A 14078-nucleotide genomic window follows, 5' to 3' on the forward strand; every position below is an offset into this window, starting at 1 on the left:
CGTTTCAATAGCGGAACGCATTTTTTTATGAGAAAACTTTTTCCCGATTATTTTGTAATAACCCTAAAAGGTTTAGCGATGGGAGCTGCCGATGTGGTTCCTGGTGTTTCCGGTGGAACAATCGCTTTTATTTCAGGTATATATCAAGAACTTATTGATACAATCAACAAGGTAGATTTGTCTTTTTTTTCATCATGGAAAAAGAACGGATTCAAAATCGCTTGGCAACAAATTAATGGTAGTTTTTTGCTCGCTCTTGTAACCGGAATTGCCATAAGCATTTTATCGCTTTCCAAAGTGATTACACATCTTTTGGCAACTCAACCCATTTTAGTTTGGTCATTTTTCTTTGGATTAGTAATTGCCAGTATTTTTTTTGTGGGAAAACAAATTACAAAATTTAATGTACCCTCTTGGTTAGCTTTGATTATGGGAACTGCTCTCTCCTACTACATCACAATTGCAGAACCGTTTGCATCACCCGATAGTTATTTTTACCTATTTATTTCAGGATTTATTGCCATTATTGCAATGATTTTACCGGGAATTTCAGGAGCTTTCATTTTATTATTAATGGGCTCATATACAGTAGTTATTGGAACTATTAATTCATTCAGAGAGGCTATTTTAGGAATGAACTTGCAACTTTTAGGACAAGCTATTTTGAAATTAGGCACATTTGCTATTGGTGCCATTTTAGGGCTAAAGTTGTTTTCAAAAGTGTTGCATTGGATGTTCGATAATCAACGAAATGCTACCTTAGCTTTGCTAACCGGATTTATGTTAGGCTCACTCAACAAAGTTTGGCCTTGGAAAAAGGTTATTTCAACCCGAATTGACTCACATGGAAACGAAGTTCCTTTTATGGAAAAAAGCATTCTTCCACAATATTTTGAGGGAGAAAATCACCTAATTATGGCAATTGTGTTGATGGTTTTCGGATTTTTGACTATATTTATTCTTGAAAAAGTAGCAGTAAAATTCTCTAAATAAATGCAAGTCCAACGTTCCTTTTCCGATAAAATTTTTCTTGTCCTAAAAGGGATTGCAATGGGATTGGCCAACAAAATCCCCGGTGTTTCCGGTGGAGTTGTGGCTTTTGTAGCGGGTTTTTATGAAGAATTTATTTATTCGTTTAAACGAGTCAATAAAACTGCTTTTAAGTTCTTAATCGCGGGAAGATTCAAGAGCTTTTATCGATACATTAACGGACCGTTTTTATCGTTATTAATTTTAGGTATCATAATCAGTTTTTTTAGTGTATCTAAAATTTTGGATTTTTTGCTTACGCGTTATGAAATTCAAGTTTGGGCTTGTTTTTTTGGGATGATTATCGGCTCCATTTATTATATAAATAAAGATTTTGAAGGAGCTTGGACAAAAACGGCTCGAACTGCTTTAATTGTTGGTGCTCTTCTCGGAATTGGCATCAGCTTTTTTGACCCTGCTACTGAAAATTCCAATCTGATTTTTGTCTTTCTTTGCGGAATCATCAGTGTTTCCGGAATGACATTACCTGGTCTTTCCGGTTCATTTATTATGATGTTGATGGGTAATTATGTATTGCTTTTGGTTGACTCAGTCAATTCGTTATATGATACGATTGCCGATATTTTGGTGGGTGATTTTAGTTTTGTTGATAATCCATCTCGAATTCATTTGCTCAAAGTTTTAGTTTCTTTTACTCTCGGTTCATTGACGGGTTTAGTCACTTTTTCTAATTTGTTAAGTTATTTAATTAAGCATTTTAAAAAAGTAACTTATGCCTCTATTCTAGGTTTTATAATCGGTTCTTTGGGAGTAGTTTGGCCATGGAAACATAAAGTTTATTCAACTTCTAACGGAGAATTTATTCTAGATCGAAACGGCAACCAGATTGTAGCTACTTACAAACGTTATTTACCCGAAATGTCTGCCGATACTTTATGGGCTATATTTTATATTTTAGTTGGAATTTTACTTGTATTAGGATTAGAATGGTATGGAGCAAGAACACGAAAAAAATAGACGATTTGGTTTGATTGGAAAAAATATAAGTTATTCATTTTCAAAAAAATATTTTAGCGATAAATTTGAAAAGGAAGAACTTGTTGGTTATTCGTATGAAAATTTTGATCTGCAAGCTATTTCCCAATTTCCAAAATTGATTCGTGAAAATCCGAATTTGAAAGGTTTAAATGTCACCATTCCTTACAAAGAAAAAATCATCCCGTATTTGGATAAATTGAATGGAAAGGCGACTAAAATTGGTGCTGTCAATTGCATAAAAATTACTAAAAAAGGTAAGCTAAAAGGCTACAATACGGACTATTACGGTTTTAAAAAATCATTAGAACCGTTGTTGAAACCGCATCATCAAAAAGCCTTGATTTTAGGAACCGGTGGAGCTTCTAAAGCGGTGGCATTCGCATTGGAAGAATTGGGCATTTTGTACACTTTTGTTTCTCGAAGCAAAAAAGAAAATGCGTTGGATTACAAATACATTAATGCAACTACATTTGATAATTTTCAGATTATCATCAATTGTACTCCACTCGGAACTCATCCCAATATTGATGAATGTCCGCCAATTCCGTATGAGTTCTTTACCGGAGAACATATTGCATTTGATTTAATCTACAATCCTGAAGAAACTGAATTCCTGAAACGAGCCAAAGCTAAAAACTCTGTAACCAAAAACGGTTATGAAATGTTGGTTTTGCAGGCGGAAAAGGGTTGGAAGATTTGGAATAAGGAGGGTTAGTTTTTGTTTCAGGTTTCAGGTTTCAAGTTGTTTAGCCTCAAAATTGAAAAATCGCTTCGCTTCTTTATTAGCACACGGATCTAACGGATAAAACTGATTTTCACAGATTTTGATAGCTTTGCTATAATGGATTTTCAGGGATTCGCTTTGAGAACATTTTCTTTTGAACAAATCTCAAACCTGGAACTTGAAACCTGAAACTTGAAACCTCAAACTCCAAACCCAACTATATTTCCCTCCTAGCCCCGAAAGGAGCGGCATCCCCGCCTCGGCGGGATAGAGCGGATTGCGGGAAAATGGTTGGCTGAAAATGCCCGAACCATTCGCTCCTGAATCTTAAAAAGTTTTAAATCTGTTGATTTCTTTGAATTTTGCTCACACTTTATTATCTTTCGCCTTTATTATATGAACCTTAAACATTTGTTCGATGTTAGAAGAAAAGAATGATAACCTGTCGCCGATTGAAAATGAGACAGATGGAAATCAAGAAAACGTTTTGAAAAACGAAGTGGAAGAGACTGTTGATATGGTTTCGGATGAAGTTGAAACAGAAAATACTGCTCCGATTGAGGAAGAAGTTGTTGTGGAAATTTCTGCCGAAGAATTGGCTGATGATAGTCCGGAAACAGAAAGTGAGCACCAAAAAGCGTTGAATGCTATTGATGATTCGAATGCGGAAGAAAGCGAAGATGAAACGTTGAAAGATCGTCATGATATTCCGCTATTGGATTATCACTCGATGTCGATGGAAGCTTTGGTTGATGAACTGGAAAAGCTTTCTACGGTTGAAAAAGTCATGTCTATTAAGGAACATGTTGAGGAAATTAAAAAAGAATTTTTATCGAAATACAATCATTTTATTGATGAAAAAAAGGATGAATTTATAGCTGAAAATCCCGATTCTACAGAGGATTTTGAGTATCATTTACCTTTGAAACCAAAATTTGATTCGTTATACAAACTAATTAAAGGAAAGCAAAATGCTCATTTTAAAAGTTTGCAAAACAATTTACAGGCTAATTTAAATAGAAGATTGGCAATTGTAGAGGAAATTAAAAACCTCATTAATCCGCAAGAAAACATTAAAGACACATTGAAGCACTTTAATGAATTGCGTGAAGAATGGCGAAATATTGGTCCAATTCCGAGAGATAAATATAACCATGTGTGGAATAATTATCATTTTCATGTAGAAAATTTTTATGATTATTTGCATTTGGACCGTGAAGCGAGAGATTTAGATTTTAAACACAATTTGGAACTAAAGCAAAAAATTATTGCTCGTGTAGAAGAGTTGGTTAACGAAGAAGATGTAACAAAAGCTTTCAGAGAATTACAAGATTTGCACCGCATTTGGAAAGAAGAAATCGGACCGGTTGACAGAGAACACCGTGAAGAAATTTGGAATCAATTTAGTGCTTTAACGAAGCAAATGCACGATAAACGTGAAGGTTTATTTGCTAATCAACGTGAAAAAGAAGTTGCTAATTTAGAGCGAAAAAAAGCCATTATTGCTGAAATTGAAGAGTTGGCCAAAGTAGAAGTTACGGCACACTCGCAATGGCAAGGCTATATTGAAAAAGTAGAAGCGTTACGCAATTCTTTCTTTTCTGCCGGTAGAGTTCCTAGTGAAATAAATGAGGAAACGTGGGCCGAATTTAAAACCGCTGTTCGCAATTTCAATACGCACAAAAATTCTTTTTACAAAGACATTAAAAAGGAACAAAGCGATAATTTGAATAAAAAAATGGCTTTGGTTGAAAAGGCAAAAGCCATGAGTGCAAGTGAAGATTTTGCTGCCACTACTCCGCTTATGAAGCAAATTCAGGAGGAATGGAAACAAATTGGTCATGTTCCGAGAAAATATTCTGATAAGGTTTGGAAAGAGTTTAAAGATGCTTGTAATGAGTATTTTGACCGAATGAAAGCGACAAGAAATGATGCAAATTCGGAAGAAATTGAAGCCTTTGACAAGAAAAAAGCGTATTTGGATTCGATGAAAGATTTTGAATTGGTTGGCGATCATAAAACCGATTTAGATGCAATTAAAGCTCACATTGAGCAATGGAAATCGTTTGGGAAAGTTCCGTTTTCAAGAAGACATATTGAAGGAAAATTCAATAAAATTCTGGATGCGTTGTTTGAAAAACTAAGTTTGAGTAAGAAAGACGGTGATATGATGCGTTTTTCTAACAAATTAGAACAATTAGCCGGATCGGATGACAGCAGAAAACTGGAAGGTGAAAAAATATTTATTATTCGTAAAATTGAAGAGGTTCAATCAGAAATTTTTCAGTTGGAAAATAATATACAATTTTTCACACATGCCAAAAAAGATAATCCACTTGTAAAAGAAGTTTTCAAAAACATCGAAAAACACAAAGATGAATTGCAAACTTGGAAAGATAAGTTGAAACAATTGCGAAATTTATCAACAGAATAAACTTAAAATTTTAGCAAATAAAACCATTCTATATTAGGATGGTTTTTTTTTATTGATAAACTACAAACGTATCAAACTTAATTATACATTTGCATCGTGAAATGGTTTAAAAATAGTGTTGCGTTAGCCAGTCTTTTGATGCTCTTTGTTTGGGGTGCAAAAGACAATACTTTTTTTGTAGAAAGTAACACCTCAACAACGCAATCTGTTCGTTCTATTGAAACTGTTAAAGTTGTTGGCACTAAACAAACCATTGCAGAACATCAGTTTCAAAACGTTGTTAAAGAAAGTTCTACTTTTTTAATTTCGTTTTTACCTTTTGTTCTTGAGGAAAGTAAAACGTTTTTCCTTTCAAAATTTACTTCTTTTCTATCGAGACAAGACCACAATCGTTGTGAGAAAGTTTCAAAACTCTTGTTTCCCTATCATTTTTTTTGGTGATTAAAACTGTTTTATCAGTTTAATTTCAGCTGCTTTACCTTATTTGTTTAGCACACTTTTTTATCATTCAATAATTTAAAAAATCAAAAAAAATGGAAACATCCACCACATTAATTGGGTTGGGATTAGTATTAATCACTATTTTACCAATCGCACTTTTGTTGAGAAATCAACACATTAATAAATCAAAAATTGAAAACATTTTAAAACAATATAGTCAAGGAAACGCAAAAGCTTTCAACGTGCGAGACACCATTAACAATAAAATTGTTGCCTTTGACGAACAAAATAAAAAGTTAGTCTTAATTGATTTGAATGCAAAACCGGAAGTTGTGACTTTTGCCGATTTAAAAGAAATTGGTCACTGTGAAATTCACCGAAAAGTTGAACAATCGCAAACAGCAACCAAAAAAGAATTGGTTACTAAAGTTGAAGTTGTATTAGAAAAAAAATCTGATAAAACCAGAGTTCCTTTTAAATTCTATGATTTTGAATATGAAAAACCAATTCAAATCACACATTTTAGAGATAATCAATTAGCCGAAAAATGGCTTGATGTGATTAAAAGAGCAATTTAGTAATAGTATAGTTATTTGTTTGTGAAATTTCCTTTTCTGATTTATCGGGAAAGGATTTTTTATTTAAATTTAAATTAAAATCAACACGGCAATTGCGATGAAAACTGCAATTTGAAACCATTTCAAAAAGATGGAAAATGCGATATTATTTCGAATGAAAACAGTAAGCTTATCCGCTAAAATACTTACCAAAGAAAAAATCACAAAAGCTTGTAGCATGAATAAAAAGCCAAGTAGATAGATTTGCTGCGTTACATTGCCTAATTTTTCATCGATAAAACCGGGAAAGAATGCCAAAAAAAATAAAGTCACTTTCGGGTTGAGCACATTCATTATAAAACCTTGCTTGTATAATGAAATTGGCGATTTCTTAGGTTTACTATCTGCATTCAAATCAATGGAAGCCGGAGCTTTGTATACTTGAAACGCTATCCAAAGTAAATAACACGCTCCAACAATTTTTATTCCGGTAAAAATTAGCTCAGATTGTTTGATGATTGCCGAAACTCCTAATGCAATTAACGTGGTATGCACTAAAATACCAGAAACCAAACCTGCAGCTGTGGCGATTCCAAACTTTTTTCCATTGGAAATGCTTTGAGTCAAGACATATAAAATATCCGGCCCGGGAGAAAGTGTTAAGGCGATGGATGCGAGGAGGAAAGTGAGCATTTTTTAGTTGTTGGTTGTTGGTTGTCAGTTATCGGTTTTGCGGATTGTTAACATTGAATAAAAAATCATAACCGTAGGTAAATTTGTATAAAATTATATGATTCTGACTTTGTGCCCTTTGCGAAATTCTTTGTGAACTTTGTGGTTAAATTCCTTTCAAAATCCGTTCATTAATCTCCTTAATCAACCCCGGTCCTTCATAAATAAAACCCGTATAAAGTTGCACTAAACTTGCTCCGGCATTCAATTTTTCAATCGCATCATCGGCAGAGTGAATTCCGCCAACGCCAATAATTGGAAAGGATTTGTTACTATTTTCACTTAAAAAACGAATCACTTCTGTAGAACGGTTGGTTAATGGCTTTCCGCTAAGTCCGCCCATTTCTGCTCTATTTTCAGATTGTAATCCTTCACGGGAAAGAGTTGTATTTGTGGCAATTACTCCGGCTATTTTGGTTTCATTGATGATATCGATAATATCAAATAATTGTTCATTGGTCAAATCAGGTGCAATCTTGAGTAAAATTGGTTTTTGTTTCGGTTTTTGTAAATTCAAATTTTGAAGGGTTTGCAATAAGTTTGTCAACGGTTCTTTGTCTTGTAAAGCTCTTAAATTGGGTGTGTTGGGCGAACTTACATTCACCACAAAATAATCCACGTGTAGAAATAAAGCTTCAAAACAAATTTCGTAATCGGAAGTAGCTTCTTCGTTTGGTGTGTTTTTATTTTTACCAATATTTCCTCCAATTAAAACACCATTATTTTTTTTCAATCGTTCAACCGCTTCCAAAACGCCGCCATTGTTGAAACCCATTCGGTTAATGATTGCTGAATCTTCTTTTAATCGAAACAGTCGCTTTTTAGGATTTCCTTCTTGCGGTTTTGGAGTTAAGGTTCCAATTTCAATAAAACCAAAACCAAAATTCGACAATTCTTGATACAATTTGGCATCTTTATCAAAACCGGCGGCTAAACCAACCGGATTTTTAAACTTCAAACCAAAAACTTCGCGTTCTAATTTCGGATTTTTAACTTCATAAATCGATTGAAAAAGATTTCCAAAACCCGGAATTTTATTCAAAAACCGAATCAATGAAAACGTAAAATGGTGCACTTGTTCCGGATCGAAACAAAATAAAATCGGTCGAATAAGTAGTTTATACATGGTAGTTGTGTTGTTGGGCAAAAATAATCATTCTGACTTACATCGCTGCCAAACAGGAAATAAAATAGTCAATTTCTTCTCTGGTATTTTGATGATTGAATGAAATGCGAAGACTCGGTTTTTTGAGTTCTTCTTCCGATAAAATTTCGGCCAACACGTGCGAAGGTTTGATACTTCCCGATTGACAAGCACTTCCTCGTGAAACGGCTATTCCTTTCATATCCAATTCAAATAAAATCATCGCTGTTTTTTCAGGAGCTAATGGTAATTGGACATTTAGAATTGAATAAAAAGTTTCATATCCACCATTGAATTTAATCGAAGGAAACTGATGCACTAATTTTTCAATCGTAAATTTTTTCAACTCAAAAATAGCATTTCTTTCCTCATCCAAATTTTGATAAGCAATTTCTAATGCTTTCGCCATTCCGGCTATTTGATGAACGGCTTCTGTTCCGGCACGAAGACCTTTTTCTTGCTCGCCACCAAAAATCATGGGTGAAATCATTGTATTTTTCTTTACGTAAGCAAAGCCAATTCCTTTTGGTCCGTGAAATTTGTGAGCACTCGCTACTAAAAAATCAACTTGAATATCCTGCAAATCAATTTCCGTTTTTCCGATTGATTGCACTGTATCTGAATGAAAATAGGCATCGAGTGTTTTACATAACTCTCCTACCCGATTCAAATCGACCACTACTCCGGTTTCATTGTTCACGTGCATTAAACTTACTAACGTGGGTTTTGGATCTTCTAACAAAGTGGCTAATTGCAAATAATCAATTTGTCCGTTGGACATGATGGTTAAAAATTCAACTTCAATTCCAAATTCTTTTTGTAATTCTAAGATGGGATATAAAACTGCGTGATGTTCAATTTTGGTTGAAATGATTCGTCGAACCCCTATTTTTGTAACTGCATTTCGCAAAATCCAATTATTTGCTTCTGTTCCGGAAGAGGTGAAAATGATTTCTTGTGCCGTACAGTTTAATTGTTTAGCAATACTTTTTCGGGCCGATTCCAATATCACTTTTGCACCACGACCAAAACTATGTGTGGAAGATGGATTTCCGAATTCAGTTTGCATCACATTGGCCATTTCCTGAATTACTTCGGGACGGATGGGGGTTGTTGAGGCGTTATCGAGGTATATTTTGTTCATTGAAAGAATATCCTTGTAATTAAAAAGTATTTATTTATAAGATTCTCTTCCTTAATTTTTTCCCTGCTTCGCAGGAGATTCCTATTTCGACTTCGTCATCTTTCGGAATGACAAAAAATTAATTCAGAGGAAGAAAACTAATCGCTGTTCCACCACCCGCTGCTAAATTTAATTTTAATTTGGATTTAGACGTTACTTCGATGGTTTTGATGGAATAGGATTTCGGATTTTTTTCCCAATGAGCATCTTTTCCATCTTGATAAATTGTGGCTTTGTATTTTTTTCCGGGAGTTAGAAAGCTCAGCGAAATTTGACTGCTTCTCGGATTTTCATCGGTAATTGCTCCCAAAAACCACGATTCTTTTCCTTTTGTTTTCCTTGCGATGGTAACATAATCTCCGGGCTCAGCTTCTAAAATTTCGGTTTTGTCCCAATCTACTTCCACATCTTTAATAAATTGAAAAGCATCTGGATAACGTTCGTAATTTTCCGGTAAATCGGCCGCCATTTGCAACGGACTGTAAATCGTTACATACAACGCCAATTGTTTTGCTAACGTCGTATGAACTTGTTCCTTTTTAGTAGCATCGTAATGACTCATCTTAATTTCAAAAATACCCGGTGTATAATCCATCGGACCGCCAAGAAAACGCGTAAACGGTAAAATCGTTTCATGAGCAGGCGGATTTCCAACACTCCACGCATTGAATTCGTTACCACGAGCTGCTTCTGCTGCGATGTAGTTTGGATACGTTCTATGGTAACCGGTTGGTCTAGATGATTCGTGGGAATTCACCATAATTTTATATTCAGCCGCTCTTTCCACAGCATAATTAAAATGATTTACCATCGCTTGTCCGTCATGCCACTCTCCTCTTGGGATTATTTTGCCTACGTAGCCACTCTTTACAGCATCATAATTATGTTTTTTCATAAAGGAAAATGCTCTGTCTAATCTTCTTTCATAATTTGACACTGAACCCGATGTTTCGTGGTGCATAATCATTTTAACACCTTTAGATTCGGCATATTTTTGAACTTCTTCCACATTAAAATCAGGATACGAAGTCACAAAATCGAATACATTTTCTTTCCAATTGCCAAACCAGTCTTCCCAACCTACATTCCATCCTTCTACTAAAACACCATCAAAACCGTACTTTGCTGCAAAGTCAATGTATTTTTTTGTGTTTTCGGTAGTTGCTCCGTGTTTTCCGGTTGGTTTTAATTCGGCGTCCTGAGCCATTTGTGCATTTTGTGAACCGGCATAATCCCAAGTAGCTTTTCCAACGTGCATTTCCCACCAAATTCCAACATATTTCATTGGTTTAATCCAAGAAGTATCTTCAATTTTTGAGGGTTCATTTAAATTTAGAACCATTTTGGATGCCAAAATAGTTCGAGCATCATCACTCACCATAATTGTTCGCCAAGGTGTATTCGCAGGAGCTTGTAAATACGCTTTATCACCAATTGCATTCGGAACCAAATGCGATTGCATTAAAAATGATTTTGTATTCACATCCAAATGCATAATTGGATAATTGACAACCGCAGCTTCAAAAACATTTAGGTATAATCCATCGGAAGATTTCATCATAACCGGCGATTGAATTCTGGATTTTGTCATGGGTCCTTTCATCCCTATACCATTATTCATCTCCAATTTATCAACATCAATTTGCGACAATTTTGTCTCATTATAGCTGTATTCTTGACTATCATAATCACCCGGAATCCAAAATGCTTTGTGATCTCCTGTTAATGAAAATTGCGTCATTTCATCCGAAATCACAAAATAATTCAACTTTTCTTGAGCAGGAATTTCATATCTAAATGCCAATCCTTCATTGAATAAACGAAAAACTAAATTCATTTTTCTACCGGTTGCTTTTTGCAAAAGTTCTACAATCAATTGATTGTGTTCGTCGAGAATTTCTTTTTCCTCACCTAAAACAGGCTTCCATTTATCTGAAAATGAAGTGGCTTTAGTATTTATCACTTCAAAACCATCTACTAAATTTTCATTATTCTTCAACATCAATCCCAAATGACTTGATTGAATGACACTTTTATTTTTATATTTTAATTGATAGGATGGTTTTCCTGATTGATTCAATTCAAAAATCATTTGTAACTGATTATTAGGTGATTTCAATTCTTGACCATACGTAAATCCAACAAACATCAGACAAAAAAAGGCAATGGAATTTTTCATTTTTAAAATTTTTATGAAGATATCAAAGATAAGAATTATGGTTAAAATCATACTAATTAAAGTGAAATGCTTTTTAGAGAAATTAAAAATCCTATTTTTGTTTATTATTTTAAAATTGATATGAAAAAAATACTTGGAATTTTAGTGCTTTTATTTTCATTAAATGCCTGCGATGACGGCGATTTTAACATTGAATCATTTGATTTTACGGATGCTTCTACCAATTCATGCAACAATGGTGAAACCGGCTTTTTTGTTTATAAAATTAATGATAACGAAGCCTTGATTCTTCAAATTCCAGAAGCAAGTTTTGTAAATACTATAACACCACCTGATGTACCCAGAATTATCAATATATCAAGCACTAATAAAGTGTTTTACAGATTATATAATGGCACTTTAAATTCTAATGTGATCTGTAATACCATTCCGCCTGCCACTCCTACAGTTTCAACAGAATGGGTTGCACTTTCCGGGAATATAGAAATTTCAACTTTTGTGAATAAACAAGTTAATGAAACAACCAATGCATCTGAAATAACGGGTTATACACATACGATTGTTTTACGTAATGTGAATTTTGATACCGGAAACGGAAACCAACAATTGTTTACAGAATTAGTTTTTGGCGACTATGTTACTTCGTCTTTTCGTCAAGGAGATTTTGATGTGAATATCTCTAAATGTAATAATGATAATTCATACTTATTTAAAATTCCGGTTATAGGTTCTTCTACCCCTGCCAATGTTCTTCCACAGGCAATGACTTTACGTGTTGACCCAAGTTTGTTTATTGCTGAAGTAACTGCGGAAGATGATCCGAGAGTAAGATTGATGGATGGCAGTACTAACTTGCTTAAACTTATTTATTATAACGGAATTATTAGCAATGAGTTTTTATGTGCGAGTGAAACACCAACTTTTCCAATTCCAATTGAAGAATTTAATGCTGAAAATGGCGTTACGGATTTAAGTGGAATTATTGAAGTAAGAACAACAATTGAATACGAAATTCCGACTGATAATCAAAGTCCGGTTATTGGTCATCGTCATAAAATTACTTTGAAAAATGTAACGATGACAAAAGTTTCTTCTTCACCTGAATTAGAAGTTTCTTTTAATTTTGGTGATGTATACGAATTTGGAGAGTTTGTAATTTTACTCTAATTCACAACATTTTCTTTTGAATAAAATAAACCTCAGTTGCCCCTAAGCCGTATTTTTGATAATTGGCATCTTGAAAAGTGATATTATCGTATCTGCCTAATAAAAAATCGAGTTCTGCTTTTAAAACTCCTTCGCCAACACCGTGGATAAAAACGACTCTAGGCATACGGTTTTTTTGAGCAAATTCGAGTTGTCGTTTGGCAGTTTCCATTTGAATATTTAAGATGTCATAATTATTCATTCCGCGTTTGGAAGGAACTAATTTTTCGATGTGCAAATCTACTTCCAACACAAATTCATCCTTCTTTGACTTCTTTTCTTTGGTGAAATTCCGCTTAATTGACTCAACTTTTTCTTTGATAGCATGACTTACTTTTTCTCTTGAAATAAATCCTTTTAACTCATTGGAATTGTTTTCTTTAATTAATTCATTGACAAAATATGTCATCAAGAATCCATCCAAAGTTTCTACTTCAATTTGATCGTTTTTAATTGAAACTACTACTCCTGAAACAGCCTCGTCCAACGCTGCTACTTTATCTCCAATATTAAATTTCATCTTCTTTATTTTCTTGATTTCTACTCGGTACTTTTTGCATTAACTTCATCACTCCTATCATCACAATTACAATAGCTGCAACTTTAATATAAATAGAATAATTACTCTCTTTTGGAGTATAAAACGCAAAAAAAGCAGCAATTAAAACGATAAGTATAAATACTTTTTTCATCAAATAAAATTTAGATTTCAAAGGTAAAGATTAAAATTAAAAACAGAACAATGATAAATTAATCTCTTTTTTTTGTAAAATTGTATTCTTAAAATTATAAATCTATGGAAGACTATATGCTTCCCTGTTTATCAAAAAAATTATTTGGCGTGGATTGCTTTGGATGCGGCATTCAACGTTCGTTAGCATTATTGTTAAATGGTGAATTTGAGGCTGCCTTTTACATGTATCCGGCAATCTATTCAATGATTTTATTTTTTGTATTAATTGGCATCAGTTTAATTGATAAATCACGAAGCTATCACAAACTAATTGTTTTTTTAGGAATCATTACAGCATTTATAATGGTATTTTCTTATTTTTATAAACTTTTAAATTATTAATCAATCAACAAATTAAACATTACATTATGGAAAAACAAAAATTACCTAATGCTACGGCGGTTATTATTTTGGGAATTTTATCAATTGTAACCTGCTGTTGTTATGGCGTTCTTGGAATTATTTTGGGTATTATTGCTTTGGTTTTAGCTAAAAAAGACACACAACTTTATTTAGAAAACCCGGAATTGTATTCAAATTATTCAAATATTAAAACCGGTAAAATCCTAGCTTACATAGGACTTGCATTAAGTTTTATTTATCTTTTACTAATGATTTGGATGATTGCTACATTTGGTTTTGAAGGAATGCAAGACCAAGAATTAATGCAGGAAAAAATGAGAGAATTATTTGGAGTTTAATAAATTAAAAAAGGGT

General features: G+C 33.6%; 15 protein-coding genes. 9 read left to right on the forward strand and 6 right to left on the reverse strand.

Features of this window, described 5'->3' with window-relative positions; genetic code table 11:
- Positions 1–27 precede the first annotated feature (27 nt).
- The 6 genes from B4N66_RS10745 (at position 28) to B4N66_RS10770 (ending at position 6205) form a co-directional block, all read left to right on the forward strand.
- On the forward strand, positions 28–993 hold the full coding sequence (locus tag B4N66_RS10745) for a DUF368 domain-containing protein (RefSeq protein WP_291094695.1): 966 nt from the start codon (positions 28–30) through the stop codon (positions 991–993).
- Positions 994–2007: a DUF368 domain-containing protein gene (locus tag B4N66_RS10750; RefSeq protein ID WP_291094697.1), complete on the forward strand. Its 1014-nt coding sequence runs from the start codon at positions 994–996 to the stop codon at positions 2005–2007.
- Entirely contained in the window at positions 1982–2743 is a 762-nt protein-coding gene (locus tag B4N66_RS10755) for a shikimate dehydrogenase family protein (protein ID WP_291094699.1), read from the forward strand. The genes B4N66_RS10750 and B4N66_RS10755 overlap by 26 nt, the downstream gene beginning before the upstream one ends.
- Before the next feature lie 427 nt (positions 2744–3170).
- Positions 3171–5186, forward strand: a complete 2016-nt coding sequence (locus tag B4N66_RS10760) for a DUF349 domain-containing protein (RefSeq protein WP_291094700.1) — start codon at positions 3171–3173, stop codon at positions 5184–5186.
- 96 nt (positions 5187–5282) lie between these two features.
- The gene (locus B4N66_RS10765; RefSeq protein WP_291094701.1) at positions 5283–5627 is read left to right on the forward strand and encodes a hypothetical protein; all 345 of its coding nucleotides are present in this window, start codon (positions 5283–5285) and stop codon (positions 5625–5627) included.
- A gap of 92 nt (positions 5628–5719) precedes the next feature.
- A complete protein-coding gene (locus B4N66_RS10770; protein WP_291094702.1) occupies positions 5720–6205 on the forward strand; it encodes a hypothetical protein in 486 nt (161 codons plus the stop codon).
- Positions 6206–6274: 69 nt separating this feature from the next.
- Here B4N66_RS10770 and B4N66_RS10775 read toward each other — a convergent pair whose 3' ends face one another.
- From B4N66_RS10775 to B4N66_RS10790, 4 genes are all read right to left on the reverse strand, one after another.
- A complete protein-coding gene (locus tag B4N66_RS10775) occupies positions 6275–6877 on the reverse strand; it encodes a LysE family translocator (protein WP_291094704.1) in 603 nt (200 codons plus the stop codon).
- Positions 6878–7022: 145 nt separating this feature from the next.
- The gene (locus tag B4N66_RS10780; RefSeq protein WP_291094705.1) at positions 7023–8042 is read right to left on the reverse strand and encodes a quinone-dependent dihydroorotate dehydrogenase; all 1020 of its coding nucleotides are present in this window, start codon (positions 8040–8042) and stop codon (positions 7023–7025) included.
- Positions 8043–8079: 37 nt separating this feature from the next.
- Positions 8080–9204, reverse strand: coding sequence for a cysteine desulfurase family protein (locus B4N66_RS10785; RefSeq protein ID WP_291094707.1), 1125 nt, complete (start codon positions 9202–9204; stop codon positions 8080–8082).
- 118 nt (positions 9205–9322) lie between these two features.
- The gene (locus tag B4N66_RS10790) at positions 9323–11422 is read right to left on the reverse strand and encodes a glycoside hydrolase family 97 protein (protein WP_291094708.1); all 2100 of its coding nucleotides are present in this window, start codon (positions 11420–11422) and stop codon (positions 9323–9325) included.
- A 120-nt stretch (positions 11423–11542) separates the two neighbouring features.
- Here B4N66_RS10790 and B4N66_RS10795 point away from each other — a divergent pair, with 120 nt between their 5' ends.
- Positions 11543–12589: a hypothetical protein gene (locus B4N66_RS10795; RefSeq protein WP_291094710.1), complete on the forward strand. Its 1047-nt coding sequence runs from the start codon at positions 11543–11545 to the stop codon at positions 12587–12589.
- Between the two features lies 1 nt (position 12590).
- Here B4N66_RS10795 and B4N66_RS10800 read toward each other — a convergent pair whose 3' ends face one another.
- Entirely contained in the window at positions 12591–13148 is a 558-nt protein-coding gene (locus B4N66_RS10800; protein ID WP_291094711.1) for a Smr/MutS family protein, read from the reverse strand.
- The gene (locus tag B4N66_RS10805) at positions 13138–13320 is read right to left on the reverse strand and encodes a hypothetical protein (RefSeq protein ID WP_291094714.1); all 183 of its coding nucleotides are present in this window, start codon (positions 13318–13320) and stop codon (positions 13138–13140) included. Before B4N66_RS10805 ends, B4N66_RS10800 begins: the two co-directional genes overlap by 11 nt.
- 104 nt (positions 13321–13424) lie before the next feature.
- Between B4N66_RS10805 and B4N66_RS10810 the strand changes: the two genes are divergently transcribed.
- Both B4N66_RS10810 and B4N66_RS10815 read left to right on the forward strand, forming a co-directional pair.
- Positions 13425–13703, forward strand: coding sequence for a DUF2752 domain-containing protein (locus B4N66_RS10810; protein ID WP_291094717.1), 279 nt, complete (start codon positions 13425–13427; stop codon positions 13701–13703).
- A 26-nt stretch (positions 13704–13729) separates the two neighbouring features.
- The gene (locus B4N66_RS10815) at positions 13730–14062 is read left to right on the forward strand and encodes a CCC motif membrane protein (protein ID WP_291094719.1); all 333 of its coding nucleotides are present in this window, start codon (positions 13730–13732) and stop codon (positions 14060–14062) included.
- Positions 14063–14078: the final 16 nt, after the last annotated feature.

The sequence above is a fragment of the Flavobacterium sp. UBA2787 genome, assembly GCA_002352205.1.
In the GTDB taxonomy this organism is placed as follows: domain Bacteria; phylum Bacteroidota; class Bacteroidia; order Flavobacteriales; family Flavobacteriaceae; genus Flavobacterium.